At 66.1% G+C, this 25,333-nt stretch carries 21 protein-coding genes; 7 read left to right on the top strand and 14 right to left on the bottom strand.

Annotated features, from left to right (window positions below):
* Positions 1 to 19: 19 nt before the first annotated feature.
* Positions 20 to 1,675 (top strand): energy-dependent translational throttle protein EttA, encoded by a 1,656-nt coding sequence (ettA, locus tag CFP68_RS12115; protein ID WP_099827200.1) that lies wholly within the window; start codon positions 20 to 22, stop codon positions 1,673 to 1,675.
* Between the two features lie 55 nt (positions 1,676 to 1,730).
* On the opposite strand, the gene CFP68_RS12110 is transcribed toward ettA, so the two are convergent.
* Positions 1,731 to 2,396: a class I SAM-dependent methyltransferase gene (locus CFP68_RS12110; RefSeq protein ID WP_099827199.1), complete on the bottom strand. Its 666-nt coding sequence runs from the start codon at positions 2,394 to 2,396 to the stop codon at positions 1,731 to 1,733.
* A 97-nt stretch (positions 2,397 to 2,493) separates the two neighbouring features.
* Complete coding sequence (locus tag CFP68_RS12105) at positions 2,494 to 4,431, bottom strand: heavy metal translocating P-type ATPase (RefSeq protein WP_099827198.1); 1,938 nt, start codon at positions 4,429 to 4,431, stop codon at positions 2,494 to 2,496.
* Positions 4,432 to 4,612: 181 nt separating this feature from the next.
* On the opposite strand from CFP68_RS12105, the gene CFP68_RS12100 reads away from it, so the two are divergent.
* On the top strand, positions 4,613 to 5,155 hold the full coding sequence (locus CFP68_RS12100; protein ID WP_099827197.1) for a DUF2244 domain-containing protein: 543 nt from the start codon (positions 4,613 to 4,615) through the stop codon (positions 5,153 to 5,155).
* A gap of 38 nt (positions 5,156 to 5,193) precedes the next feature.
* Here the strand turns inward: CFP68_RS12100 and CFP68_RS12095 are convergent, their stop codons facing one another.
* Positions 5,194 to 5,652: a GatB/YqeY domain-containing protein gene (locus CFP68_RS12095; protein ID WP_099827196.1), complete on the bottom strand. Its 459-nt coding sequence runs from the start codon at positions 5,650 to 5,652 to the stop codon at positions 5,194 to 5,196.
* Between the two features lie 179 nt (positions 5,653 to 5,831).
* Here CFP68_RS12095 and carA point away from each other — a divergent pair, with 179 nt between their 5' ends.
* Together carA and CFP68_RS12085 are read left to right on the top strand one after the other, a co-directional pair.
* Entirely contained in the window at positions 5,832 to 6,992 is a 1,161-nt protein-coding gene (carA, locus tag CFP68_RS12090) for a glutamine-hydrolyzing carbamoyl-phosphate synthase small subunit (RefSeq protein WP_099827195.1), read from the top strand.
* Between the two features lie 67 nt (positions 6,993 to 7,059).
* On the top strand, positions 7,060 to 8,961 hold the full coding sequence (locus CFP68_RS12085; protein ID WP_158234166.1) for a glycosyltransferase: 1,902 nt from the start codon (positions 7,060 to 7,062) through the stop codon (positions 8,959 to 8,961).
* Here CFP68_RS12085 and CFP68_RS12080 read toward each other — a convergent pair.
* Positions 8,917 to 9,555 carry a GntR family transcriptional regulator gene (locus CFP68_RS12080; protein WP_099827193.1) on the bottom strand — a complete coding sequence of 213 codons (639 nt, stop codon included), beginning with the start codon at positions 9,553 to 9,555 and terminating at the stop codon, positions 8,917 to 8,919. The genes CFP68_RS12085 and CFP68_RS12080 overlap by 45 nt on opposite strands.
* Before the next feature lie 106 nt (positions 9,556 to 9,661).
* Here CFP68_RS12080 and CFP68_RS12075 point away from each other — a divergent pair, with 106 nt between their 5' ends.
* Both CFP68_RS12075 and CFP68_RS12070 read left to right on the top strand, forming a co-directional pair.
* Positions 9,662 to 10,327 (top strand): pyrimidine 5'-nucleotidase, encoded by a 666-nt coding sequence (locus CFP68_RS12075; RefSeq protein ID WP_099827192.1) that lies wholly within the window; start codon positions 9,662 to 9,664, stop codon positions 10,325 to 10,327.
* 63 nt (positions 10,328 to 10,390) lie between these two features.
* On the top strand, positions 10,391 to 11,578 hold the full coding sequence (locus CFP68_RS12070) for an FAD-dependent monooxygenase (protein ID WP_099827191.1): 1,188 nt from the start codon (positions 10,391 to 10,393) through the stop codon (positions 11,576 to 11,578).
* Between the two features lie 48 nt (positions 11,579 to 11,626).
* Here the strand turns inward: CFP68_RS12070 and CFP68_RS12065 are convergent, their stop codons facing one another.
* The 3 genes from CFP68_RS12065 to CFP68_RS12055 form a co-directional block, all read right to left on the bottom strand.
* Complete coding sequence (locus tag CFP68_RS12065) at positions 11,627 to 12,754, bottom strand: aminotransferase class V-fold PLP-dependent enzyme (RefSeq protein WP_099827190.1); 1,128 nt, start codon at positions 12,752 to 12,754, stop codon at positions 11,627 to 11,629.
* A gap of 63 nt (positions 12,755 to 12,817) precedes the next feature.
* A complete protein-coding gene (locus CFP68_RS12060) occupies positions 12,818 to 13,282 on the bottom strand; it encodes an Lrp/AsnC family transcriptional regulator (protein WP_099827189.1) in 465 nt (154 codons plus the stop codon).
* Complete coding sequence (locus CFP68_RS12055; RefSeq protein ID WP_099827188.1) at positions 13,279 to 13,734, bottom strand: Lrp/AsnC family transcriptional regulator; 456 nt, start codon at positions 13,732 to 13,734, stop codon at positions 13,279 to 13,281. The genes CFP68_RS12060 and CFP68_RS12055 overlap by 4 nt, the downstream gene beginning before the upstream one ends.
* Positions 13,735 to 13,873: 139 nt before the next feature.
* Between CFP68_RS12055 and ilvC the strand changes: the two genes are divergently transcribed.
* Positions 13,874 to 14,896, top strand: coding sequence for a ketol-acid reductoisomerase (ilvC, locus tag CFP68_RS12050; RefSeq protein ID WP_099827187.1), 1,023 nt, complete (start codon positions 13,874 to 13,876; stop codon positions 14,894 to 14,896).
* 39 nt (positions 14,897 to 14,935) lie between these two features.
* Here the strand turns inward: ilvC and ampH are convergent, their stop codons facing one another.
* The 7 genes from ampH to glyS form a co-directional block, all read right to left on the bottom strand.
* On the bottom strand, positions 14,936 to 16,099 hold the full coding sequence (ampH, locus tag CFP68_RS12045) for a D-alanyl-D-alanine-carboxypeptidase/endopeptidase AmpH (protein WP_099827186.1): 1,164 nt from the start codon (positions 16,097 to 16,099) through the stop codon (positions 14,936 to 14,938).
* A gap of 37 nt (positions 16,100 to 16,136) precedes the next feature.
* The gene (gene glmM, locus CFP68_RS12040; protein ID WP_099827185.1) at positions 16,137 to 17,480 is read right to left on the bottom strand and encodes a phosphoglucosamine mutase; all 1,344 of its coding nucleotides are present in this window, start codon (positions 17,478 to 17,480) and stop codon (positions 16,137 to 16,139) included.
* Positions 17,477 to 18,490 carry a dihydropteroate synthase gene (gene folP, locus CFP68_RS12035; RefSeq protein ID WP_099827184.1) on the bottom strand — a complete coding sequence of 338 codons (1,014 nt, stop codon included), beginning with the start codon at positions 18,488 to 18,490 and terminating at the stop codon, positions 17,477 to 17,479. Before folP ends, glmM begins: the two co-directional genes overlap by 4 nt.
* Complete coding sequence (locus tag CFP68_RS12030; RefSeq protein ID WP_099827183.1) at positions 18,487 to 19,425, bottom strand: dihydroneopterin aldolase; 939 nt, start codon at positions 19,423 to 19,425, stop codon at positions 18,487 to 18,489. The genes folP and CFP68_RS12030 overlap by 4 nt, the downstream gene beginning before the upstream one ends.
* Positions 19,426 to 19,495: 70 nt before the next feature.
* Positions 19,496 to 20,299: a cell wall hydrolase gene (locus CFP68_RS12025; protein WP_241524062.1), complete on the bottom strand. Its 804-nt coding sequence runs from the start codon at positions 20,297 to 20,299 to the stop codon at positions 19,496 to 19,498.
* Positions 20,300 to 20,432: 133 nt separating this feature from the next.
* Entirely contained in the window at positions 20,433 to 22,985 is a 2,553-nt protein-coding gene (locus CFP68_RS12020) for a putative PEP-binding protein (RefSeq protein WP_241524061.1), read from the bottom strand.
* A 60-nt stretch (positions 22,986 to 23,045) separates the two neighbouring features.
* A complete protein-coding gene (gene glyS, locus CFP68_RS12015) occupies positions 23,046 to 25,319 on the bottom strand; it encodes a glycine--tRNA ligase subunit beta (protein ID WP_099827182.1) in 2,274 nt (757 codons plus the stop codon).
* Between the last annotated feature and the right edge of the window lie 14 nt (positions 25,320 to 25,333).

Below are 25,333 nucleotides of genomic sequence, written 5' to 3'. Positions count from 1 at the left end.
CAGCATCCGGAGCATTCCCATGGCAGCCTACCAATACGTTTACCACATGGACGGCGTCAGCAAGTCCTATCCCGGCGGCAAAAAGCTGTTCGAGAACATCCGCCTGTCCTTCCTGCCCGGCGTCAAGATCGGCGTCGTCGGCCCCAACGGTGCCGGTAAATCCACCCTGCTGAAGATCATGGCGGGGATGGACAAGGATTTCACCGGCGAAGCCTGGGCCGCCGAAGGGGCCACCGTCGGATACCTGCCGCAGGAACCGAAGCTGGACGAAAACCTGACCGTGCGCGAGAACGTCATGCTGGGCGTGGCGCCGAAGAAGGCGATCCTCGATCGGTACAACGAACTGGCGATGAATTACTCGGACGAGACGGCCGACGAGATGGCCGCCCTGCAGGACGAGATCGACGCCCAGAACCTGTGGGATCTCGACGCGCAGATCGACGTGTCGATGGAGGCCCTGCGCTGCCCCCCCGACGACGCCGACGTCAATTCCCTTTCGGGCGGCGAAGCGCGCCGCGTCGCGCTGTGCCGGCTGCTTCTCGAAGCGCCCGACATGCTTTTGCTCGACGAACCGACCAACCACCTGGACGCCGAAACCATCGCCTGGCTGCAAAACCACCTGATGGCCTATAGCGGCACGATCCTGATCGTCACCCACGACCGGTATTTCCTGGATGACATCACATCATGGATCCTGGAACTCGACCGCGGTCGCGGTGTGCCGTGGGAAGGCAATTATTCTTCCTGGCTGGAACAGAAGGCCAAGCGCCTGGCGCAGGAGGCCAAGGAAGACAAGTCGCGCCAGAAGACCCTCGAGCGCGAACTGGAATGGATGCGCCAGGGGGCCAAGGCCCGGCAGGCGAAATCCAAGGCCCGGATCAGCGCCTATAACGAACTGGCCTCGCAATCCGAGCGGGACAAGCTGGCACGCGCGCAGATGATCATCCCGAACGGTCAGCGCCTTGGCAACAAGGTGATCGAGGTCGAAGGTCTGACCAAGGCCATGGGTGACAAGCTGCTGGTCGAAGACCTGAGCTTTGCCCTGCCCCCCGGCGGCATCGTCGGCGTCATCGGCCCCAACGGCGCCGGCAAGACGACGCTGTTCAAGATGCTGACCGGACAGGAAAAACCCGATTCCGGCACGGTCGAATACGGCGAAACGGTCGATCTGTCCTATGTCGACCAGTCGCGCGATGCGCTGGATCCGAACGCGACGGTGTGGGAGGAAATCACCGGCGGTGCGGAAGTCATCAAGCTGGGCGATGCGGAAATGAACTCGCGCGCCTATTGCTCGGCGTTCAACTTCAAGGGCGGCGACCAGCAGAAGAAGATCTCGATGCTGTCGGGCGGTGAACGCAACCGCGTCCACATGGCCAAACTGCTGAAATCCGGCGGCAACGTCCTGCTGCTTGACGAACCGACCAACGATCTTGACGTCGAAACGCTGCGCGCTCTGGAAGATGCGCTGGTCGATTTCGCCGGTTGCGCCGTTGTCATCTCGCACGACCGGTTCTTCCTCGACCGGATCTGCACCCACATCCTGGCCTTTGAAGGCGACGCCCACGTCGAATGGTTCGAGGGCAACTTCGAGGATTACGAAGAAGACAAGAAGCGGCGACTGGGCGCCGACGCGCTTGAGCCGAAGCGCGTCAAGTTCAAGAAGTTCGCACGCTGATCATGGGTGAGCGTGGGCCGGTTGCCCGCGCTCGCCCACCCTGCCCCGGCGCGGATCAACCGGGCGGCAACGCATCCCCGGCTTCCGCCCCGGGTTTTCGCGCGACGATGAATCGGCTTGGCGGGCGGCGCGGGTAATCGCCATGCGCGACGATCTCGAAGCCGGCAGCGGCGATATCCCGTTGCAGGGCTGCCGGCCGCAAGTAGGCCAGTTTCGGCGCCTTCCCGAATAGCCGGAGAGCAGCGACAACCGGTTGCAACACCCGATAGCTGCCGCCAAGGCATGGGGTTTTCGAAATGAACATTCCGCCGGGGCGCAGCCGCTGGCGGATCTCGGCAAAGGCCGCGGCGCGTTCGGGCACAAGATGCAGCACGTTGAAGGCAAGAACCACGTCCAGCGGCTCGGGCGACGGCGCGGCATCGCCCAGTGACGCGTGCTGGAACTCCAGCCCGGCAATCCCGGCATCGGCCTGCTTTTCGCGCGCGATTTCAATCATCTCTGCCGATGTGTCGATACCCGTGTAATGCCGAACCCCGGGGGCAAGACGCAAGGCGGTCGATCCGGTGCCGCATCCCAGTTCGAGCACGCGCGCCTCTGGCCGAAGATGCGCGCGAACACGCTCCAGCGTCGCCTCATAGGCGGCGGGGTTACGAATTGCCATCGTTTCGTACCGGCGCGCGACCCGGTTCCAAAAGGCGGACGGATCTGTGTCGTCAGGCATGGGCCATCCCCTTTCGGTCCTGTTGCGTCAGCTCAAACTGCCCCGAACGCCGCCGTCCGCGCAATGCGTCAGTGGGCGGGAAAGGCCCATCGCGCGCTCATGCCGCGGTGGCGGGCGTTGGCCCGCCATCCGTGTTCGGCCCTTCGACGGATCGCGGCGGGCGCAACAGCCGCAGACCGTTCAGAACGACGATGACGGTTCCGCCCTCGTGTCCGATTACCGCCAACGGCAGGGGCAGGTCGAAGAACAAGCCGCCCGTGACCAGCACCGCCATGGCACCGATGGCAAAGATCAGGTTCTGACGGATGATCTTCGCCGTCCGGCGTGCCAGGCGGTGGGCATCGGCCAACCGCCCCATGTCTTCCGACAGAAGCGCGACATCCGCAGCCTGAAGCGCGACCTCGGATCCGGCGGCGCCCATCGCGATCCCGACGTGCGCACGGGCAAGTGCGGCCGCGTCGTTGACGCCGTCGCCCACGAACGCGACCGTGCCGCGTTCGGCAAGCTTGCCGATCAGGGCCATCTTGTCCTCGGGGCGCATGTCGGCGTGGATATCGTCGGGCCGAAGCCCGAGTTCGCCGCCGATCCGCAATGCCACCGCCCGCCGGTCGCCGGTGATCATGACGATCCTGCCGATGCCGCTGTCGCGCAGCGCCGCAAGCGCGGGTCGTGACGTGGCGCGCGCCTGATCGGCGATGCTGACGGCGCCGATCAGCCCGGTGTCGCGCCCGAAATAGATGACGCTCCGGCTGTCGTCCTCCAGGGCTTGCAGGGCCGGGTGGCCGATGGACGCCGCCATGCGACGGGCCATGTGCGGGTTGCCGGCCCAAAGCTTGCCCGCATCGGTATCGCCGATGATCCCCTCGCCGGGGACGGTGGTGACGTCCGTTACGACCGCAGGTTCGATCCCGCGGTCGGCGGCCGCGCGGCGGATCGCGGCGCCGCTGTGGTGTTCGGATTGGGCCTCGAGCCCGGCCAGCCGCGACAAGAAGTCCCGCTCGTCCCCGTCCAGCGCGACAAGATCGACCACCGACGCCGCGCCGGTCGTCAGCGTGCCGGTCTTGTCAAAGGCGAAGGTGTCCACCGCGGCCAGGGTTTCCAGGGCGGCCCCGCCCTTGAACAACACCCCGCGCCGGGCGGCCGCCGACAGCGCCGACAGGATTGCAGCCGGCACCGAGATCACGATCGCACAGGGGCTGGCCGCCACCAGAAGGACGGCAGCGCGGTAAAGCGCGACGTGCCAGTCCCCCTCGATCCAAGTGAAAAGCACGAACGCAAGGATCGTGCCGATCAGGACCGCGATGGTATAGCGTTGTCCGAACCATTCGCTGAACCGTTCCGAAGGTGCCTTGGCGGCCTGGGCCTCGGTCACCAGGGTGATCATCTGCGCGACCGTGCTTTCCTCGACCGTCTTCGTGACCGCAACCTCCAGCACCCCGTCAAGGTTCGCCGTCGCCTCGAACACCATGGCCCCCGGCTGTTTGTGGACCGGAAGGGATTCGCCGGTGATGTTCGCCTCGTCCAGCGAACCGCGACCGGCGACGATCTCGCCGTCGGTGGGCACCCGCGCGCCGGGCCGCAGCACGAAGATATCCGACACCGCCAGGTCGGCGACGGGAACTTCGGTGATGGTGCCGTCGGCCGATTTGCGCAACGCGGTTTCCGGGCGCAACGCCATCAACGCTTCCACCGCCCGGCGCGCGCGGCCAAGGGCGCGGTCTTCGAGGGTTGTCGAGATACTGAACAGGGTCAGCAGGACGGCCCCCTCGAACGGCGCGCCAACGGCGGCGGCCGCAATGGCCGCCACGACCATCAGCAGATCGATGTCCAGCACCCGTTCGCGCCACAACGCGCCCAACGCCCGCGCCGTCGCGGGCAAGCCGCCGGCCAGATAGACCAGCCCGAGACCGGCAAGCGAAGCGATTTGGACGGCGCCGCCATCCGACGGCCAGAACCCGAGGGTCGCAAGGGCCATTCCGACCACGGTCACGCCGGTGAACATCAACGCGGGATCGATCGCACGACGTTTCTTCATCTCATCCCCCTGCCGCCGGGCCGTTGGCCGGCATGCCCCATCATGGTTGGTTCGTCCGTCGCCACCCTTTGCGCGAAGACGGGAACCGCGGCGGCGTCAGGCACATTGGGTTTTGCCGTATCCGCACTAGTTGTTGCATAATGCACCGAATGACACCGACCACCACCCAACGGATCATGCCATGCCGCTGACCTGGACCGAAGACCCGCGGGGGGCGATCGTGCCCGCCGGGACATTTGCCCATGCCGCGGGCGACGATGCGCTGACCTCTGCAACCCTGTGGCCGCACCGGTCCCTGCCGCGCAAGGGGATGGTGATCGTGATCGGTTTCGCCTTCGTGATGATCCTGCTTCCGGTGATCGCGATGCTGGGCACACCGGTGTTGTGGGGGTTGTTGCCCTTCACCATGGCGGCGATCGGGTTCCTGTGGCTGGCGCTTGAAAAGAGTTACGCCAGCGGAGCACTGCGCGAGGATCTGACGTTATGGTCAGACCGGATCGAACTGATCCGCACCAATCCCGACGGCCCCCAGCAATGTTGGGCGGCGAATCCCTTCTGGGTCCGTGTCGCAATGCATGAAACGGGTGGCCCGGTGGAAAACTATGTGACGCTCAGCGGTGCGGGACGCGAAGTCGAGGTTGGCGCCTTTCTCAGCCCCGAAGAACGCCGGAAGCTGTGCGACGACCTTGAACGCCTGCTGAACCGGCTGTCGCGCAACGCCTGAGTGCCAGGCGGACCCGCCCGCGGCCCGCGCTGTTCCGTTCAGCCCAGGCGGGCCTTCACCTTGGGGCCGATGGTCGAAAAATCCATCTGGCCGGTATACTTGCCCTTCAGCTCGCCCATCACCCGCCCCATGTCGCGGATCGATTCCGCGCCGGTGTCTTCGATCGCCTGGGACACGGCTTTTTCGACTTCCTCGTCGCTCAGTTTGCGGGGCAGGAAATCGTCGATCACCTTGATTTCGGCGCGTTCGCTGTCGGCCAGTTCCAGCCGCCCGCCCTCTTCATAGGCGCGCGCGCTTTCCTGGCGCTGCTTGACCATCTTGCCGAGGATCTGCAGCACCTCGGGATCGCCCACGCCACCATCCTCGCCCTCGCCACGCAGGGCGATGTCGCGGTCCTTGATCGCGGCGTTGATCAGGCGCAAGGTCGACAGGCGGTCCGTCTCCTTGTTTTTCATGGCTGTCTTCAGCTCGGCGTTGATACGGCTTCTCAGGTCCATGACGGCTTCTCTGTGCTGTGGATGGTGCAAAGGGGGAAGATACAGCAACCGTGCTGACCTTACAACCACACATACCCGGCCCAATACCTTGTTATTAAACAACATTTGATTTCGCGCGACATCTTGACCCTCCGGGCCCCACCCCATACGTTCACGCAGATTTGCCGACGGAGTCGCCCATGACGATCAATCACGCAAAAGCCCGCCCCACTGCCTGTCTTGCCATGGCCGACGGAACATTGATGTTCGGTCGCGGCTTCGGCGCCACGGGTCAGACAACGGCCGAGCTGTGCTTCAACACGGCCATGACCGGGTATCAGGAAATCATGACGGATCCGTCCTATGCGGGTCAGATCGTGGCGTTCACCTTCCCGCATATCGGCAACACCGGCGTGACCCCGGAAGATGACGAAACCGCCGATCCGGTCGCCGAGGGCATGGTGGTCAAGTGGGATCCGACGGCCCCAAGCAACTGGCGCAGCACCGAGACGCTGAACACCTGGCTGACCCGGCGCGGCCGGATCGCCATCGGCGGCATCGACACGCGCCGCCTGACCCGCGCGATCCGCCAGCAAGGCGCGCCGCACGTCGCACTGGCCCACAACCCCGATGGCGATTTCGACATCGAGGCGCTGGTCGCCGCCGCCCGCGGATTTGCCGGCCTCGAAGGTCGCGATCTGGCCCGCGATGTGACCTGTGCGCAATCCTATCGGTGGGACGAAATGCGCTGGGCCTGGCCCGAGGGGTACAAGCGGCGCGAGGGACCGGGCCACAAGGTTGTGGCCATCGATTATGGCGCCAAGCGCAACATCCTGCGCTGCCTTGCCAGCGCCGGCTGCGACGTGACCGTTTTGCCCGCGACGGCCACTGCCGACGATGTGCTGGCCCTGTCGCCCGACGGTCTGTTCCTGTCCAACGGCCCCGGCGATCCGGCGGCCACCGGCGCCTATGCCGTGCCGATGATCCAGAGCGTTCTGGGCCAAAGCCGGATGCCGGTGTTCGGGATCTGCCTTGGTCATCAGATGCTGGCTCGCGCCCTGGGAGCCAAGACCGTCAAGATGAACCACGGCCACCACGGCGCCAACCATCCGGTCAAGGATCTGGAAACCGGCAAGGTCGAGATTACCTCGATGAACCATGGCTTTACGGTCGACGCGCAAAGCCTGCCGGTCGGTGTGCACCAGACCCACGTGTCGTTGTTCGACGGATCGAACTGCGGCATCCGGATGGCCGACCGCCCGGTCTGGTCGGTGCAATATCACCCCGAAGCCAGCCCCGGCCCGATGGACAGTTATTACCTGTTCGAACGGTTTTCCAAGGCAATGGCAGACGCCGCCTGAGCCGTTAAGGGGACGTTAACCGGTTTCGGCGAGATTTCTTCCGTGCATGTCCGCACGGGAGTTCTCGATGTCGTCTTCCAGCCTGCGCATCGTGTCGACGGCGGCGTTCCTCCAGGCGGGCGCCGGACGTCTCGGCGGCTTGCCGGTCGACGCCGCCGAGACGGATACGGCTGTGGAACGGCACGACGTCGAGTTCGCCCGCCCCGTCGAAATCGTTCCGACGCCCGGGCCGGTGTGCCCGCACGATCCGAACGCCGCACTTGGCCGGCGAACCGAAACGGTAGCGGTCGACCCCGGGCTTTACGTGCCCGATGCGGGCCTGATCGATGCGTTGGGCGCAGCGTTCTGCGCGCTGAACGAGGTGCTTCCGCTGCGCCGTGTCGGGGCCGCGACCCTTGTCGTCACCGCCCGTCCCGAAAGCTTCGCGGGCCTGCGCGCCACGATCGAAGGGCGGATCGGCCCGGTTTTGATGGCCACCGCGCTGCCCGGGCAACTGAACGCCGCCCTCCTGGCTGTCCGCCGCCGTCATCTGGTGCAACGGGCTGAAACCCGTGCCGATCCACAGCTTTCCTGCCGCACGCTCGATTTCCGCCCACTCTCTGTCTCATGCGTCATCGCGCTCGCCGTGGTCGTCATCGCCGCAGTATTTGTGCCTGTCACGCTGTTCAGCGTCATCACGTTGCTCGCCCTTCTGGTCTTGCTGGCAAACTCCGCACTGGGGCTTGCCGCCATGGCAATTCACTTTCGTGGACGCGCAAGCGCCCCGCCCGTGCCTCCCGCATCGGACACTCCCTTGATCGGCAAACGACCGGTCGCGGTGTCGATCATCGTGCCCCTGTTCCACGAACGCGATATTGCATCGCGTCTGATCGAACGGCTGACGCGGATCGACTATCCCCGCGCCCTGCTCGACATCCTGCTGGTCGTTGAAGAAGACGACAGGACGACGCGCGACACGCTGGCCGAAACCGAACTGCCCCCCTGGATGAGGATTATCGAGGTGCCGCGCGGGTCGATCCAGACCAAGCCGCGCGCGTTGAATTTCGCGCTCGAGTTCTGCCGCGGGACCATCGTCGGCATCTATGACGCCGAAGACGATCCCGATCCGCAGCAGGTCAGGCACGCGGTCGAACAATTCCGGCTCAGCCCCCCCAACGTGGCCTGCCTGCAGGGCCAGTTGGACTTCTACAACCCGCACCGCAACTGGGTCGCGCGCTGTTTCACAATCGACTATGCCGTGTGGTTTCGCCTGATCCTTCCCGCGCTGGCACGCATGGGGCTGGTCATTCCACTGGGGGGGACGACGCTGTTCCTGCGGCGCACCGCGCTTGTGCGGCTGGGCGGCTGGGACGCGCACAATGTCACCGAGGATGCCGATCTGGGCGTGCGGCTGGCACGGCGGGGATATCGCACCGATCTTCTGCGATCGGTCACGCTGGAGGAAGCGAACTGCCGCCCGTGGCCATGGATCCGGCAACGGTCGCGTTGGCAGAAGGGATATGCGCTGACGTGGCTCGTTCACATGCGCGATCCGGTCCTGCTTTGGCGCGAACTTGGCGCGCGCCGTTTTTTCGGCATTCAGCTTCTTTTCCTCGGCTCTCTGGGCGGTGCGCTTCTGGCGCCCTTCCTCTGGAGCTTTCTGTTGCTGGCCATGGGCCTGCCGCACCCATGGTCCGACGCGCTCGGCCCGATTGGCGAACCGGGGGTTGCGATCTTCCTGGCGGTCGGAATGCTCGTGCAGTGGGCGTTGGGGTGGATCGCCCTGAACGAACGCGGGCACAGGGGGCTTGCCTGTTCGGTGCCGCTTCTGTCGCTGTATCATCTCATGGCGACGATGGCGGTTCTCAAGGCCGTGTTCGAGATGCTGTTCCGCCCGTTCTATTGGGACAAGACCAGCCACGGATGCGATACGCCCGCGCTGCCCTCAGCGATCGGCCACGACCTTCAGACGGGTTTCGAACGCCTGTGAGATATGCTGTTTCAACGCCGTGTGGGCCGCGTCGCCGTCTCCCGCGGCAATGGCCGTGACGATGCGGTCGTGTTCGGCAAGCGCCCTTGCGCCGCGCCCCTCGACCGCCAGCGACGTCGTCGCCAGCAACGCCATGAAGCGGTGGACCAGGTCCAGCTGCTGAACAAGATACCGGTTGTGCGAGGCAAGATGGATCTGCTTGTGGAACCGTCGGTTGGCCCGCGCCATAGCGGGCGGATCGCCCAACAGCGCCGCGTCGTCGGTCACCATGTCACGCAACACGCGGATCTCTTCCTGGGTCGCGTGTTGCGCGGCCAGCCGTGCGGCCAGCCCCTCCAGCTCCGAGCGCACGACATAGAGTTCGGCCAGCTGGCTGTGATCCAGCGACGCCACGATCAGGCTGCGACCGTCGCGCGTCAGCAGCGACTGGGTTTCCAGCCGTTGCAACGCCTCGCGGATCGGCGTCCGCGACACGCCCAGACGCTCGGCCAGTTCGGATTCCACCAACCGGTCGCCCGGACGATAGACCCCATCGTCGATGGCATCGAGAATCAGCCGATAGGCATCGCGCTGGCCGTTGCGGATTTCTGTCATGGTGTGACCTTCCCCCGTGTTGTCCGCACCCTAGACCGCCTGCGCCCGGTCCTGCACGTCCAATCGGCGCGTTGCGCGCGGGCGCGGCGCGGCGTATCAGCAGCCCATGACCACATTGCATCCCCGAACCGCCCTGGCCCATGTCCGCCATTGGGTTTTCGATCTCGACAACACGCTCTATCCCCCCGAGGCCCGTCTGTTCGATCAGATCGAGGTGCGGATGACCGAATGGATGATGCGCACCCTGTCGGTCAGCCGCCCCGAGGCGAATCGCCTGCGGCGCGCCTATTGGGAGCTTTACGGCACCACCCTTGCCGGCCTGATGGCAGAACACGGCCAGGATCCCGAGGAATACATGCTGGACGTGCACGACATCACGCTGGATCACTTGACGCGCGACGATGTTCTGGCGCGCCGCATCCGCGCGTTGCCGGGCCGGCGGATCGTCTTTACCAACGGGTCGGCTCCCTATGCCGAACGGGTGCTTGAGGCACGCGGCCTGGCGGGGTGTTTCGATGCCGTGTTCGGGGTGGAACATGCCGCCTATACGCCCAAGCCGCAAGCCGCCGCCTTCCGCCGCGTCTTTGACGCCGCCGGACTGGACACCGCCACCGGCGCGATGTTCGAGGACGATCCGCGCAACCTGGCCGCGCCGCGCCGGATGGGGCTGAAGACGGTCCATGTCGCGCCCACCCGCGAGACGGCCGACCACATCGACTTTCACACCGATGACCTGACCGCGTTTCTGGGCACCCTGGGCCACGCCCCCTGACGCCGCGCTTTGTCGCAGCGATACCGCCTTGCCCTGCCGATCCGGTGCCGTAAGGTGCGCGACATGATGAAGACGCAAACCGATATCCTGATTTCCGGTGGCGGCATTGCCGGCATGATCGCGGCCGCGGGATGCGCGGCCCGGGGGTTTTCCGTGGTCCTGGTCGATCCGGCGCCGCCGGTGGCGCGGGCCACCGATCCCGGCGCCGATCTGCGCTCGACCGCGTTCCTGCAACCGGCGATCGCGCTGTTCCAGGAGATCGGCCTGTGGCCCAGCCTTGCGCCCGATGCCACACCCCTTGCCGCGTTGCGGGTGATCGACACCGCCGGATGGCCACCGCGCGAAACCGCCCGCCGGACCTTCCAGCCGACAGACCTGGACCAGGCGACGTTCGGATGGAACATCGCGAACTGGCGCTGTCGGTCGGTTCTGGCGGATCATCTGGCCGGCCTGGATCGGGTCGATCTGCGGCTGGGCACCGGGTTTGCACGGATGCTGACACGCACGTCCGGCGTGCGTGTCACGCTGAGCGATGGGGCCCGCGTCGATGCAAGGCTGGTGATCGGCGCCGACGGGCGCGATTCGCCGGTGCGCGAGGCACTGGGCATCGGCGCGCGCACCCGCAGCTATGGCCAGACGGCGTTGGCCTTTGCGGTGCGGCATGACCTGCCGCACCAGGACGTCTCGACCGAAATCTACAACTCGGGCGGCGCCTTCACCACCGTGCCGCTTGCCGATCATGACGCCACACCGGCCTCGGCCATTGTCTGGATGAACGACGCGGCACGCAGCGCGCGCCTGATGCAGATGTCACCCGACGCCCTGGGCGCCGAGGCGACGCTGCGGTCGGTTGGCGTGCTGGGGCAGATGCACCCGATCACCCCCATCGGGGCGTGGCCCGTCATCACCCGCACCGCCGACAGCCTGATCGGACGGCGCTGTGCGTTGATCGCCGAAGCCGCCCACGTACTGCCGCCCATCGGGGCGCAGGGGCTGAACACCTCGGTGCATGATGTGGCGTCCCTGCTGGACTGTCTGCAAGAGGATCCCGGCGCGCCCGACGGGCTGGAGCGTTACGCCGCCAGCCGCGCGCGCGACATTTCGCGGCGGGCGGGCGTGATCGACCTGTTCAACCGGATCTGCAAATCCGACATCGGCCCGGTGATGCAGGCGCGTTCGGCCGGATTGCGCATGGTTCACGATCTGGCGCCGGTGCGCCGCGCCGTGATGCGGGCGGGCCTGGGCAACTGAAGCGCCATCCACCCCCGTCGGGAACGGATGGCGCGGTGACCTGGCGGCTCAGAACACCCGGTCGAAGGCCTCTTCCAGGCGCGCGACGCTGGCCGGCACGTCGGCCAGTTTGTCCAATCCGAACAGACCGATACGGAACGTCTTGAACTCGGAACCTTCACCGACCTGAAGCGGCACACCCGCCGCGATCTGCACGCCTTCCGCCGCGAATGCCTTGCCGTTCTGCACATCGTCGCGGTCGGTATAGGCGACGACGACGCCGGGTGCGCCAAAGCCGTCGGCCGCCACCGACTGGATGCCGCGTTTGGCCAAGGCGGCCCGCACGGCGCGGCCCTGTTCCCACTGTGCCTCGGCCAGGCGGTCGAACCCGAAATCCCGGCTTTCGACCATGGCGTCGCGAAAGCCCTTCAACGCATCGGTCGGCATGGTCGCGTGATAGGCGTGGCCGCCGGCCTCATAGGCTTCCATGATCGACAGCCATTTGCCCAGATCCACGGCATACGAGGTGGACTTGCGCGCCTTCACCCGTTCCAGCGCCGCGGGGCTGAGCATCACGCAGCCCGCGCAGGGCGACGCCGACCATCCCTTTTGCGGCGCCGAAATCAACACGTCGACGCCGGTGGCCTTCATGTCGACCCAGGCACAGCCCGACGCGATGGCGTCCAGCACGAACAATCCGCCGACCTCATGCACCGCATCGGCGACGGCTTTCAGGTAATCGTCGGGCAGGATCACGCCCGCGCTGGTTTCGACGTGGGGTGCGAACACCACGTCGGGACGTTCTGCCCTGATCTTGGCCTTCACCTCTTCGATGGCGGCGGGGGCAAAGGGGGCGTCGGGGGCGTTGCCCATGCGTCGCGCCTTCATCACGATTTCTTCCGAGGGGGTCACGCCCGCCTCGAAGATCTGGCTCCAGCGATAGGAAAACCATCCGTTGCGGATCACCATGACCTTGGCATCCTCGGCCAGCTGACGCGCCACGGCCTCCATCGCGTAGGTGCCGCCACCGGGCACAAGCGCCACCGCCTCGGCCTTGTAGACCTCTTTCAACATCGACGACAGATCGCGCATGACGCTCTGGAAGGACGCGCTCATGTGGTTGAGGGACCGGTCGGTGAAAACGACCGAATATTCCAGCAGGCCGTCTGGATCGACATCGGGCAGAAGGGCGTTCATGGCATATGCTCCTTGACGTGGTTCCCCTCCAGATACGCCGGTGCCGTCCTCATTTCCACCCTGTCATGCGGCACCGATGGGTCCGGGGCGCAATTCTTCGGACAACAGCACGTTCGCCTCGACATCGCCGACCCCCGGCAGGGTCATGATGCGCCGCCGCAGCACCCGTTCGAAATCGGCCAGATCGCGGGCAACCACGCGCAAACGATAGTCATAGAGACCCAGGATATGGCTGACGGTCTGAACCTCGGGGATGGATGTGACAGCGCGTTCAAAGTCTTCAAGGCTGACGCGCCCCTTGGTGGCCAGCTTGACCCCCAGGAAGACGGTGACGCCGAACCCCAGCTGTTCCAGATCCAGATCCAGGCGCCGGCCGGCCAGGATGCCCGCCCGTTCCAGCCGCTGCATGCGTCGCCACGTCGCAGATTGCGACAAGCCCAGGGCGCGCCCGATGGTCGCGGCACCCTGCCCCGCGTCGCGTTCCAGCATCGCCAGAAGCGCGCGGTCGGTTTCATCCAGACGCATCATATCGGCAGCGGACCGGCGGTCTTGATCCGCGCGACCTCCATGAGCGATTCGATATCGGCGATATGCGGCAGGGCCAGGATCTTGTGGCGATAGATCCGCTGATATTCGGCCATGTCGCGGGCCACGATGGACAGGCGCACATCGACCCGGCCAAGGAACGTCTGGATCTCGATCACCTCGGGCACGGCGCGGGCGGCGGCGATGAAATCGTCGAACGCGGTGCTGATCGTCTTGTCCAGGATGAACCGCAGCGACACCTCGACCTCATAGCCCAGCGCGCGCCAGTCGATCACGGCGCGGACGTTTTTCAACGCACCGCTGGCGCGCATCCGATCCAGCCGCCGGGTGGCCATGGCCGCCGTGACATCGGCACGCGCCGCAAGGGCCGACACCGTCATGTCGGGATCACGCATCAGGTGACGCAGCAGGCGGCGGTCGAGATCGTCAAGCATGATTTCTCCGTTATCACCTCACTTCCTGCATGATACCTTCGGTTTTGCCACCTGATCAATGATTATTGCCTCTCGCGCTGTGCGATTCCGCGCCCTATGGTCGCCGCGGAACAAATGGCAGACGCCGAAGGAGAGTATCATGCGCGTTTATTATGATCGCGATTGCGACATCAACCTGATCAAGGACAAGAAGGTCGCGATCCTGGGCTATGGCTCGCAAGGGCACGCCCACGCGTTGAACCTGCGCGATTCCGGGGCCAAGAACCTGGTCGTCGCCCTGCGCGAGGGATCGCCGTCGGCCAAGAAGGCCGAAGGCGAAGGCCTGAAGGTCATGGGCATCGCCGAAGCGGCCGCCTGGTGCGATCTCATCATGTTCACCATGCCCGACGAATTGCAGGCCGAAACTTACAAGAAATACGTTCACGACAACCTGAAGGAAGGCAGCGCCATCGCCTTTGCCCACGGTCTGAACGTGCATTTCGGCCTGATCGAGCCGAAGGAAGGCGTTGACGTGCTGATGATGGCCCCGAAGGGCCCCGGTCACACCGTGCGCGGCGAATACACCAAGGGCGGCGGCGTGCCCTGCCTTGTGGCCGTCGACAAGGACGCATCCGGCAAGGCGCTGGAAATCGGCCTGTCGTATTGCTCGGCCATCGGCGGCGGACGCTCGGGCATCATCGAAACCAACTTCCGCCAGGAATGCGAGACCGACCTGTTCGGTGAACAGGCCGTGCTGTGCGGTGGCCTGGTCGAACTGATCCGCATGGGGTTCGAGACGCTGGTCGAAGCCGGTTACGAGCCGGAGATGGCGTATTTCGAGTGTCTGCACGAGGTCAAGCTGATCGTCGATCTGATCTATGAAGGCGGCATCGCCAACATGAACTATTCGATCAGCAACACGGCCGAATACGGCGAATACGTCAGCGGCCCGCGCATCCTGCCCTATGAAGAAACCAAGGCACGGATGAAGGAAGTGCTGAAGGACATCCAGTCGGGCAAGTTCGTGCGCGATTTCATGGTCGAGAACGCCGTCGGCCAGCCGATGTTCAAGGCCACCCGCCGCCTGAACGACGAACACCAAATCGAAGCGGTCGGCGAAAAGCTGCGCGGCATGATGCCGTGGATCTCGGACGGCCGCATGGTCGACAAGGCCAAGAACTGAGATCGAAACATGCAGGGCGCCCCGATGCGGGCGCCCTGTTCATCTGGCTTGGCCGGGCAGATCGGCCAACAGGGCGTTCGCCGCTTCGGTGACGATCCGGGCCTTGGCGAAATCGAATTCGTTGATCAGGGCGAACACCCCGGCCCGCTTGTCCGGTGCCAGCGCGACATAGGCCATGAACCCGCCATGCGCCCCCGCCTTTTGCAGCGTGAAGGGGCGATAGGGCGTCTGATCCATCGCCACCCAGCCCAACCCGATGCCATCCATCGCCCCGGATTCATCCATCAGCGACACCGACGCGAAATCATCGCGGTCGCGCCAGACCTTGTGCATCAGGTCGCGCGTTTCAGCGTCGCGCGGGCGGGCCGAGTGGTCGGCAAGGTTCCACTGCATCCAGGTCGCCATGTCATCGGCGGTCGTGAACACACCGCCCGAGGCGCCCAGAAGATCGCCGGGCGGCCAATGGGGCACGGGCGCACCGGTGAAATCATAGCTGGTCATCAACCTGGCCATATCGTCGGCGCGCCGCGGCCCGATCCCGGTGGCCGGCATGTCCAGCGGATCGGTCAGATGCGCCTGCAACATGTCGCCGTAACTGCCGCCACCGGCGGCGGCCAGTGCGGCGCCGAGGATCTGAAAACCGAGGTTGGAATACAACGCACGCTGCCCCGGCGCGAACACCATCGGTTCGCCCGCCATATAGGCGGCGATGGTTTCGACAGTCTGGACCGCATCGGGGTTCTGCCCCGCCTGCCCGTCCTGGGGCAATTCCCGCAACACGCCGGCACTTTGGGTTGCAGTGTCGATCAGGCGCATCGGCGTGCTGTCGAACGACAGTCCGGGCATGTCCGGCAGATGGCGCGCCACCGGATCGTCCAGCGCGACAACCCCTGCCACGTCCATCGCGGCCAGAACCTGTCCCGCCATCACCTTCGAGATCGAGCCGATGCGAAACACGCTGTCACGGCTTGGCGCCTGCCCCGCCCCTTCGGCGGTTTCGCCGTATCCACGAAAGATCACCGCGCCGTCGTTGATCGCAACCAGGATCAGCGCGCGTGGCTGTGCCTCCATGAAGGCCACCGCGCCATACAGATCGGTGATGTCCTCGCTCATCCGGGCGGTATCGGCGCCGGCCGATGCGACACCCGCGGTGAAGAACAGGGCAACGCCGACAGGCGCGATCAGGGGGCGAATTTTGGGCATGGCACCTTCGGATCGGAAACGGAGGGTTCGCCCAAGGCTATCCGACGGCCGCGATTTCGTCCACGATCGAGTCGACGACACGCGTCAGCAGCGCTTCGTCCTCGCATTCCGCCATGACCCGGATCAACGGCTCGGTCCCCGATTTCCGGATCAGCAGCCGGCCCTTGCCGTTCAGATCGGCCTCGCGTCCGGCGATGGCGGCCTGGACCCGGCCGTGGGCCAGCGGATCCTGACCCGCCGCATACCGCACGTTCCTGAGCAGTTGCGGCACCGGCTCGAACCGGCGCATGAGGGTGCTGGCGGGCTGTCCGGTATGCACCATGGCCGCGAGGAACTGCAGCCCGGCCAGCAACCCGTCACCCGTGGTGGCGTAATCGGTCATCACGATATGACCCGATTGTTCGCCGCCCAGGTTGAAGCCCTGGGCGCGCATCGCCTCGACCACGTAACGGTCGCCGACCCCGGTGCGGTGCAGCGCGATGCCCGCGTCCGACAGGTGGCGTTCCAGGCCGAGGTTGCTCATCACCGTGGCGACAAGGGTGCGGCCGGTCAGACGATCCTCGGCCGCCCAGCGGGTGGCGAACAGCGCCATGATCTGGTCGCCATCGGCCACGGCCCCGGTTTCGTCCAGGATCATCACCCGGTCGGCATCGCCGTCCAGGCAGATCCCCACGTCCGCGCCATGTTCCACCACCGCGCGCGCGGCGGCGGCGGTGTTGGTCGAACCGACACCCTTGTTGATGTTGTGGCCATCCGGGCTGACGCCGATGGGGATCACGTCGGCGCCCAGTTCCCATAACACTTCGGGCGCGGTCTTGTAGGCGGCGCCGTTGGCGCAGTCGATCACGACCTTGACGCCGTCCAGCCGCATGCCGTGGGGAAACGTCGCCTTTATCCGTTCGTTATAGCGGAAGCGCCCGTCGTCGATCCGCTTGGCCCGCCCGATGTTGGCCGCCTGCGCGGGATCGACGCCGGTATCCACCAACGCCTCGATCTCGGTCTCGGCCTCATCGCTCAGCTTGAAGCCGTCGGGGCCGAAGAACTTGATCCCGTTGTCGGCCGCGGGATTATGGCTGGCCGAGATCATGACGCCGACATCGGCGCGCAGCGATGTCGTCAGCATGCCCACGGCGGGTGTCGGCACGGGCCCCAGCAGGAACACGTTCATCCCTGTCGAGGTGAACCCGGCGGTCAGCGCGTTTTCGAACATATAGCCCGACAGCCGCGTGTCCTTGCCGATGACCACGCGGTGGGCGCGGTCGCCCTCGCGGCGAAAGAACCGGCCGGCGGCGGCGCCCAGGCGCAGAGCCAGGTCGGCGGTCATCGGATGGGTGTTCGCCGTTCCACGCACCCCGTCGGTGCCGAACAGTTTGCGTGTCATGCCCGTTGTCCTTTCATCGCGGCCTGCCACAGCGTGACGGCCTGTCGGGTTTCGGCCATATCATGCACGCGCACCACCTGCACCCCCTGCGCGATGCCGGCCAGGGCCACAGCGACCGATCCCGGCACCCGCGACGCGGCGTCATCCGCACCGCTCAGCGCGCCGATGAAGCGTTTGCGCGAAGCGCCCAACAGGATGGCGCAGCCCAGCCCGTGAAACAGCGACAGGTTGGCCAGAAGGGCCAGGTTGTGATCGACCGTCTTGCCGAACCCGATGCCCGGATCGATCAGGATTCGCGCCCGCGGGATGCCGGCGGCTTCGGCGGCGGCGATCCGCCCCTCGAGCATGTCGTAAACGTCCAGCGTCACATCCCCATAGGAAGGCGCGCGCTGCATCGTCTCGGGCGTGCCCTGCGCATGCATCAGGCAGACCGGCAGGCCCGATCGCGCGGCCAGCCCCGCCATCGCGGGATCGTGGCGAAAGGCCGACACATCGTTGATCAGCCCCGCGCCCGCGGCAATCGCGGCCTCGGCCACCACCGCCTTGCGGGTGTCGATGGACATCACGCCGCCCCATTCGGCCCGGATTGCCGCGATCACCGGCGCGGTGCGCGCGATCTCGTCCGCGTCAGGCACGACTTCGGCACCGGGACGCGTTGATTCGCCGCCGATGTCCAGGATATCCGCGCCCGCCGCAATCATGCGCCGCGCCTGGGCCAGGGCGGCCGCCGGATCGTGAAACTGTCCGCCGTCGGAAAAACTGTCGGGGGTGGTGTTGAGGATGCCCATCAGGTTGGGCCGCGCCATATCCAGCCCACCGATGGCGGGGCGCGGCGCCGTCAGCCGGTCCAGAACCGCCGCAGGCGTGTCGTGCGCGGCAATCATCTGCGGCGCCTCGGTGCGTGACAGCACTTCCACTTCGTTGAACCAGCATGGGCCGCCGGCAAGGGCCCAGGCTCCACGCCCCGGGCGCGGGCCGCATTGCACGACCGGGCGGTAATAGACACTCATGCCGCGTCCCCCAAGATCTGCGTCGCATCGGCCGGCACGGTCGTGCACGGGATCGCGCCATCTTCCGGCGGTGCCGCACCGACCAGGATCATCCGCGTTGCACCGATTTCCCCGGCAAACCACAACGCGAGGGCGGGACCGTCTGTCGGGGGCGGCGCCGATCCATCGCCGCGGTCCAGCGCGATGCGCGACGGCGCCCATACGGTGACGACGCCGTGCTTCACCGCCCAGGTCAGTTCGGTCCGGCTGTCCACGACGACACAGCGATCGTCCAGCGCCGCCAGCACCCAGGCGTTCTGTTCGATCGCCAGCAGGTCGATCCGCCGCTGGGCTGCGGGATTCGCCGCCACCGGGGCGGCACAATCAGGCGCACCGACGCACAGGATGGCGGGCGTTCCCGCTGCGCTCAGCTGGTCCATCCATACGCTGATCCGCCCGGCGCAGAGGGCGGCATTGGACAGGAACACCACCACCGGGCGGGGTGCGTCGGTATCCTCCACCGTCCGGCCCGGCAGATCGCCCCGCGCCCGCACGATTTCGACCCCGAGGGCCCCTGGCCCCCGATCCAGCTTTTCGATCCGCACGAAACACCGCAGCGCCTTGGGCGCGGCCAGCACCCGCAACGCGATGCGTTCGGCCAGGGTTTCCAGCAGGTTCAGACGTTCCGCCGCGAGTTCGTGTTCGATCGCTTCGGTCAGGGTGTCATAGGACAGGATCCGATCGACATCATCGTCGCCGGCGCCGGCGTGCGGCGCCACCTCGACCACAAGGTTGAAGCGCACCCGCTGGGTCGTGCCGCGTTCCTGCTGAAACGCGCCGATCTCGACCGTGACGACATGATCGCGCAGCGAGATGCGATCGGGCAACGGTCCCGCGCTGGTCGCACCGGCGCGGTCTTCGGGATGCCCGAAGGCATGGGTCAGGTCACGGGACATCGGGCCTCCGGTCGCGGATCGGTCGCACGAAGGGGTAACCTTGGCAGAGCGCCGCGAAAACCCCGGACCGTCACCCCATGCGATAAAAGCGGTGAACGCCGATGGTCGCGGTCAGCGCGAACACCCGTGACCAGCGCGGGCGCACCGCCTTGGTATGGTAATGGGTCGCGCCGTCGGTCAGGACGCGGGGCGCCCCGTCCAGCATCAGGCGCGCCACCTTGCCGACCCGCCGCCACGCCGCCGGTTCACGCACGACGTCGGAAATGCCGTCGCAGGTGAAGGTGAACTGGCATTGATACCGCTTGCCCGTGCCCTGCTTGATGACGCGGCACACGCTGCCGGGAAAGGCGCTGGTGTCGACGCGGTTCAGGATCACCTCGGCCACGGCAAACAGGCCGCGCACGCTTTCGCCGCGGGCCTCGAAATACAACGCCTCGCTCAGGCACTGCCAGTCCGCCCCGCCCGATGCGGTCGGCAAGGCGGCCAGAAACCGGGCCGAGTGTTCGACATCCGCCACGGCCCCCGCCGGTGCGGCTTGTGACACGGCGAACGAGTTCCATGCGCGATTCGCGCGGGTGGGTTTCAACGCCGGTGCCGCAGGGCCCAGCAGTCCGGCCAGTTGCACCGCCACGTCGGGCGTGCCGGGTTCGGCGGGCGCCACCACCGATTGCGGGGCGGTCGCGGCGGGCCGCGGGATATCGGTGAACGACATCGCATCGCGGCGCGCGGTCCGCGCGGTCGAGATCGCGGCACTCTGCGCACCCAGCAGTGCCGTCAGCGCGGGGTCGGGTTGCTGCACGGAGGCGGTGGCAGAAAGCGGCAGCAGCGCAAGCGCACAAAATCCCGCAACGCGGGCAAGGCGTGTTCCGTTCATCGAAATCTCCAGATCCGCAAGGTCCGGCACCGGCGCCGATTGACGGGCTGGTGCGAAAGCGCGCCTTCCCTAAACGTAAATGCCGCGCCTGCAAACCCGCCGGTGCCCGGATCGGCGGGATGTTGCCACCCTGTCAGGCCGGCGCGGCCTGTCGTGACCGGATCGCCAGATGCGCCGCCGCCAGCCGCGCGACCGGCACGCGGAACGGCGAACACGAGACGTAATCGAACGACGCCGCGCGACAAAACGCGATGCTTGACAGATCCGCGCCATGTTCACCGCACAGCGACAGGACGATATCGGGGTTCGCCGCGCGGCCACGGGTCGCACCGAGGGTCAGCAGTTCGCCCACCCCGTCAAGGTCCAGTCGCAGGAACGGATCCTCGGCAAAGACCCCTTCGGCGACATAGGGCGCCATGAACCGCCCGGCGTCATCGCGCGACAATCCATAGGTCATCTGGGTCAGATCGTTGGTGCCGAACGACAGGAACGCACAGCGCCCGGCGATGTCGCCCGCGCGCAGCGCGGCGCGCGGCGTTTCCACCATCACGCCCAGCCGATAGCACACCGTGACCCCCGTTTCGGCCTGGACCGCGCTTGCCACGGCGGCGACGCGCCGGGCGATCAACTCCACCTCGCGGTGGGCGGACACCAGCGGCAGCATCACCTCGGGCGCCACGTCGCCCCCGATGGCGACCGCCGCCTCGAAGATCGCCCGCGCCTGCATTTCATAGATCTCGGGCACCGCGATCCCCAGGCGGACACCGCGCATCCCCAGCATCGGGTTCACCTCGGACAGCGACGTGACCCTTTCGGTGACGGTGGACAACGGCAGATCCAGCGCTTCGGCCAAGTCCAGCAGGCCGTCGCGCGTGGTCGGCAGGAATTCGTGCAGCGGCGGGTCAAGCAGCCGGATACAGACCGGAAGCCCCTCCATGATCCGGAACAGATCGGTGAAATCGGCACGTTGCACCGGCAGAAGCCGGGTCAGCGCGGCGGCGCGGTCCTCGGGGGCCTCGGCAAAGATCATCTCGCGCATGGCCGTCATGCGGCCCGGCTCGAAGAACATGTGTTCCGTCCGGCACAGGCCGATCCCCTCGGCCCGGAACCGGCGGGCCACGCGGGCCTCGGCGGGCGTATCGGCATTGGCGCGCACACCGATGTCGCGGGCGTCATCGGCCCAGCCCAGCAAGCTTTGGAAGGCATCGTCCAGGGCCGGCTCGAGCAGGGGCGCGCGACCGACCAGGATGTTGCCCGTGGTTCCGTCAAGCGTGACGACGTCGCCTTCGCCAAACCGACGCCCGGTGTCGGTGATCAGGACGCGGGCCTTGCGATCGATCCGGATGCCCGTTGCCCCGACGACACAGGGCAGACCCAGACCGCGCGCGATGACTGCCGCATGGCTGGTCGCACCGCCCCTTTCGGTCAGCACCCCGACCGAGGAATGCATGGCGCGCACGTCCTCGGGCTTGGTTTCGCGCCGCACGAGGATGCAATCCTCCTCGCGCGCGGCGGCGTCGAGTGCGGCCCGCGCGCTGAACACCAGGATTCCGGTTGCGGCCCCCGGACTGGCGGGGATGCCGCGCGCAAGAACATCGCGCGGGCCGGCCGGATCGATCTGGCGGTGCAGCAGGTCCGACAGGGCAGCCGGATCGACGCGCAGAACCGCCTCGGGTTCGGCGATGATCCCGTCCTCGGCCAGACTGACCGCGATCCGAACCGCCGCGCGGGTGCGGCGCGGCGCGCGCACCGCGTCGAGAATGAACAACTCGTCACAATCGATGGTGAATTCCACCTGCATCTCTTCGCGCAGGCGCAACCGGCACAGTTCACCGCACGACAGCAGTTGCGCGAAAATCTTCGGGCATCGGTCCTGCAACGCCGCGCCGCGCGGATCGGCGGTCAGAAAAAGCGCACCGGGCTGGGCCATCACCGCCGCCCGCCCCTGGCTTTGCGACAGGTATCGGCCGGTCAGACGCGCCAGTCCGGTTTCGGAATCAACGAACTGGATCACCCCCGATCCGCTTTCGCCGCGTGCCGCATCCCCAACCCCCAGGGCCATCCGCTGCACGACCAGTCCGAGCCCGGCATCCGCCGGCGCGCCCCGCGCCTGCCGCAGGAGCCGCGCGCTGGTCCCGTCCCAGGCCCGCGCCATCGAGCGCAGGACATCGGCCAGCTGACGCACGGGATCCTGTGGAAACGGCTGATCCATCGCCACCTCGAACGCGGCCAGCAGCGCCAGATGGGGCGGAGCGTCGGAAATATCAATTTCGAACATTTCCGGATCAAGCCGGGCGATCTGGACGGCGTAAGATTGCACAAACTGCGCATAGAGAGCATTCGCCGCCGCACAGCCGATCCGCGCGGAAAGGGCGGCGTGCCGGGCGTCATTCATGCCGATGTTCAGGATCGCGCCCGGCCCGCCCCAATCGGCCACCTCGCCCGAGGGTCGGACCGACACCAGCGCATCGTCACCGAACGTCGCCCACAGCTGTGCGAGGTCGGGAAACTCGTCCAGCGCGATGGCGCGCACCGTGTCGAAATCCAGTGCGACGGTCGGCGGCACCGGCAGACCCATGCGGATCAGGCGTTGCAGGCATTTCGCCCGCCCGCCGTGGCGTGACGCGGTGATCGGTGCCTTGGGCGTGATCGGGATGAACCCGTGGGTATCGACGTGTTGCTGCACTGCGGCGCTCCGGTTGTCCGGGGCACCTTAGCCGGGCCGTCGCCCCGTGCAAGCGTTGCGTCAGCCCTCAAGCCGGGTCAGATCGGCCACTTGCAGACAGGTGGTGCGGATCCGGCTGAGCAGGTTCAGACGGTTGCGCCGCAGGACCTGGCTTTCGGCGTTGATCTGTACCGCCTCGAAAAAATCGTCGATGGGCCTGCGCAGCTCGGCCATGGCGGCCATGGCAGCGCCGAAATCCTCGGCCTCCATCGCCGGACGGATCGTCTTGTCGGCCTCATCAAGTGCGGCGAACAGGGTGCGTTCCGTTTCATCTTCGGCAAATTTCACGTCGGCGCCATAGGAATACTCCACCCCATCCTTGGCCTCGGCCTGCGACAGGATGTTGTTGGCGCGCTTGAACCCCTGCAACAGATTCGCGCCGTTATCGGTCTTGAGGAACGCGGCCAAGGCCCGGGCCCGCTTGACCAACAGCGTCAGGTCGTCATTGCCGGGCATGGCGAGGCAGGCGTCGATGACATCGTGCGGGATGTCCTGGTCGCGCAGGTAGACTTTTAAGCGATCGTGGAGGAAGGCGAGGAGGTCAACACGAATCCGATATAGCTGAGCATTAATGCGAGATTTGATCTGTCCAAGACTGAGCCTTTCTGCATCTGCGATCTGCATCAAACTTGACAGAGAGTTGGAGAGCAATGCCGACGATTGTCTAGAGGAGATAGCGTCACTTATGGTGTCATCTGCCAGTGCAATCTCAGAGAGATTCAAATCACCAAAAGTATCGAGAGCAACCGCAACGGTTTCTCCTCCCATATTTTTCTGGAGATAGCTTGCAATTATTTTCGAAAGGCCAAGTCTAACTTCATTCTCAGCCACCAAGCGAAAAGAACCTATAGCCGCGCGCCGCAATGCAAAGGGATCCTTCGATCCCGTCGGCTTCTCGTCAATCGCCCAAAACCCGGTCAGCGTGTCGATCTTGTCGGCCAGCGCGACGGCCACGGAAACGGGGGCGGTCGGCACCGAATCGGAGGGGCCCAGCGGCGAATAATGCTCCTGCGCGGCGGCGGCGACTTCGGCGGGGAAACCGGCGGCTTCGATGTAATAGCGGCCCATGAGGCCCTGAAGTTCGGGGAACTCATAAACCATTTCCGACGACAGGTCGGCCTTGGCAAAGCGGGCGGCCTGTTCCGCCAGGTCGGCATCGGCGCCGACCAGCGGGGCGATTTCGCGGGCCAGCGCCGCGATGCGGTTCACGCGTTCCCCTTGCGAGCCCAGCTTGTTGTGGAAGGTCACGTTGTCCAGGGCGCGCACCCATTGGCCCAGGTCCGAGGTGGCGATGCGCAGGTCGTTTTCCCAGAAGAACCGTGCGTCGGACAGGCGCGCCGACAGAACCTTGTTGTTACCGGCCAGGATCGTGGCGCCATCATCGGCCGTTTCACGATTGGCGACCGTCACAAATCGAACAATCTGTGCCCGTTTCGGATCGCGAACACTGAAAAACTTTTGATGTTCGCGCATTGATGTCTGAAGAACCTCGGGCGGCAGGCTCAAGAACTCGGCCCCGATTTCGCCCATCAGAACGACCGGCCATTCCACCAGACCGGCGACTTCTTCCAGAAGCGCGCGGTCCTCGACCACCTCAAGCCCCAGCGCAAACGCCTGATTGGTGGCATCGTTCCAGATGTGATCGGCGCGCTCTTCGGACGACAGCATGACATGCGCGCGCTTGAGCTTTGTCGCGTAATCCTCTAACCCCGTTACGGAAAACGCATCCGGCGCCATGAAGCGGTGGCCGCGCGTGACCGCCCCCGCCGTGATCCCGTCAACCGACATCGGCACCACCGTCGCGCCGGAGTCGTCAGACAGGACGCACAGGATCGAGTGCAGCGGACGCACCCAGCGCAGATCGCCATCGCCCCAGCGCATGGACTTGGGCCAGGGGAAGGTGCGGATCACCTGTTCCAGCACCTCGGCCACGATCACCTCGGCCGGTCGTCCCGGCTTGTCGATGCGGGCGAAATAGACCTGGCCCTTCTTGTCGTCCCGCACCTCGAGTTGATCACGCGTGACGCCCGCGCCGCGCACGAACCCCTCGATCGCCTTTTCCGGCGCGCCGACCTTGGGGCCCTTGCGTTCCTCGCTGGTCGACGGCGACGCCGCCAGCAAGCCTTCGATCGACAGCGCCAGGCGACGCGGCGTGGCGAAGGCACCCGCACTGGCATAGGTCAGGCCGGCCTCGACCAGGCCATCGGTCACGCGAGCCTTCAGATCGGCCTTGGCGCGGGCCTGCATCCGGGCGGGGATTTCCTCGGACAGGAGTTCGATCAACAGGTCGGGCATATTTATTTCGCTTT

Origin of the sequence: Oceaniglobus indicus, from assembly GCF_002751875.1 — a bacterium.
GTDB lineage: Bacteria > Pseudomonadota > Alphaproteobacteria > Rhodobacterales > Rhodobacteraceae > Oceaniglobus > Oceaniglobus indicus.
The sequence above is the reverse complement of the archived record's forward strand: the minus strand, read 5'-3'. Positions and strand labels throughout refer to the sequence as shown.

What these genes read in the sequence shown, in the direction of transcription:
- carA (WP_099827195.1), top strand. Translation starts at nt 5,832, where the DNA reads ATGACGATCAATCACGCAAAAGCCCGCCCCACTGCCTGTCTTGCCATG.
- CFP68_RS12060 (WP_099827189.1), bottom strand. Translation starts at nt 13,282, where the DNA reads ATGATGCGTCTGGATGAAACCGACCGCGCGCTTCTGGCGATGCTGGAA.
- ampH (WP_099827186.1), bottom strand. Translation starts at nt 16,099, where the DNA reads ATGCCCAAAATTCGCCCCCTGATCGCGCCTGTCGGCGTTGCCCTGTTC.
- CFP68_RS12030 (WP_099827183.1), bottom strand. Translation starts at nt 19,425, where the DNA reads ATGTCCCGTGACCTGACCCATGCCTTCGGGCATCCCGAAGACCGCGCC.
- CFP68_RS12070 (WP_099827191.1), top strand. Translation starts at nt 10,391, where the DNA reads ATGATGAAGACGCAAACCGATATCCTGATTTCCGGTGGCGGCATTGCC.
- CFP68_RS12080 (WP_099827193.1), bottom strand. Translation starts at nt 9,555, where the DNA reads ATGACAGAAATCCGCAACGGCCAGCGCGATGCCTATCGGCTGATTCTC.
- glyS (WP_099827182.1), bottom strand. Translation starts at nt 25,319, where the DNA reads ATGCCCGACCTGTTGATCGAACTCCTGTCCGAGGAAATCCCCGCCCGG.
- CFP68_RS12100 (WP_099827197.1), top strand. Translation starts at nt 4,613, where the DNA reads ATGCCGCTGACCTGGACCGAAGACCCGCGGGGGGCGATCGTGCCCGCC.
- CFP68_RS12075 (WP_099827192.1), top strand. Translation starts at nt 9,662, where the DNA reads ATGACCACATTGCATCCCCGAACCGCCCTGGCCCATGTCCGCCATTGG.
- CFP68_RS12065 (WP_099827190.1), bottom strand. Translation starts at nt 12,754, where the DNA reads ATGAACGCCCTTCTGCCCGATGTCGATCCAGACGGCCTGCTGGAATAT.
- CFP68_RS12110 (WP_099827199.1), bottom strand. Translation starts at nt 2,396, where the DNA reads ATGCCTGACGACACAGATCCGTCCGCCTTTTGGAACCGGGTCGCGCGC.
- CFP68_RS12095 (WP_099827196.1), bottom strand. Translation starts at nt 5,652, where the DNA reads ATGGACCTGAGAAGCCGTATCAACGCCGAGCTGAAGACAGCCATGAAA.
- ilvC (WP_099827187.1), top strand. Translation starts at nt 13,874, where the DNA reads ATGCGCGTTTATTATGATCGCGATTGCGACATCAACCTGATCAAGGAC.
- CFP68_RS12025 (WP_241524062.1), bottom strand. Translation starts at nt 20,299, where the DNA reads ATGAACGGAACACGCCTTGCCCGCGTTGCGGGATTTTGTGCGCTTGCG.
- folP (WP_099827184.1), bottom strand. Translation starts at nt 18,490, where the DNA reads ATGAGTGTCTATTACCGCCCGGTCGTGCAATGCGGCCCGCGCCCGGGG.
- CFP68_RS12105 (WP_099827198.1), bottom strand. Translation starts at nt 4,431, where the DNA reads ATGAAGAAACGTCGTGCGATCGATCCCGCGTTGATGTTCACCGGCGTG.
- ettA (WP_099827200.1), top strand. Translation starts at nt 20, where the DNA reads ATGGCAGCCTACCAATACGTTTACCACATGGACGGCGTCAGCAAGTCC.
- glmM (WP_099827185.1), bottom strand. Translation starts at nt 17,480, where the DNA reads ATGACACGCAAACTGTTCGGCACCGACGGGGTGCGTGGAACGGCGAAC.
- CFP68_RS12055 (WP_099827188.1), bottom strand. Translation starts at nt 13,734, where the DNA reads ATGCTTGACGATCTCGACCGCCGCCTGCTGCGTCACCTGATGCGTGAT.
- CFP68_RS12085 (WP_158234166.1), top strand. Translation starts at nt 7,060, where the DNA reads ATGTCGTCTTCCAGCCTGCGCATCGTGTCGACGGCGGCGTTCCTCCAG.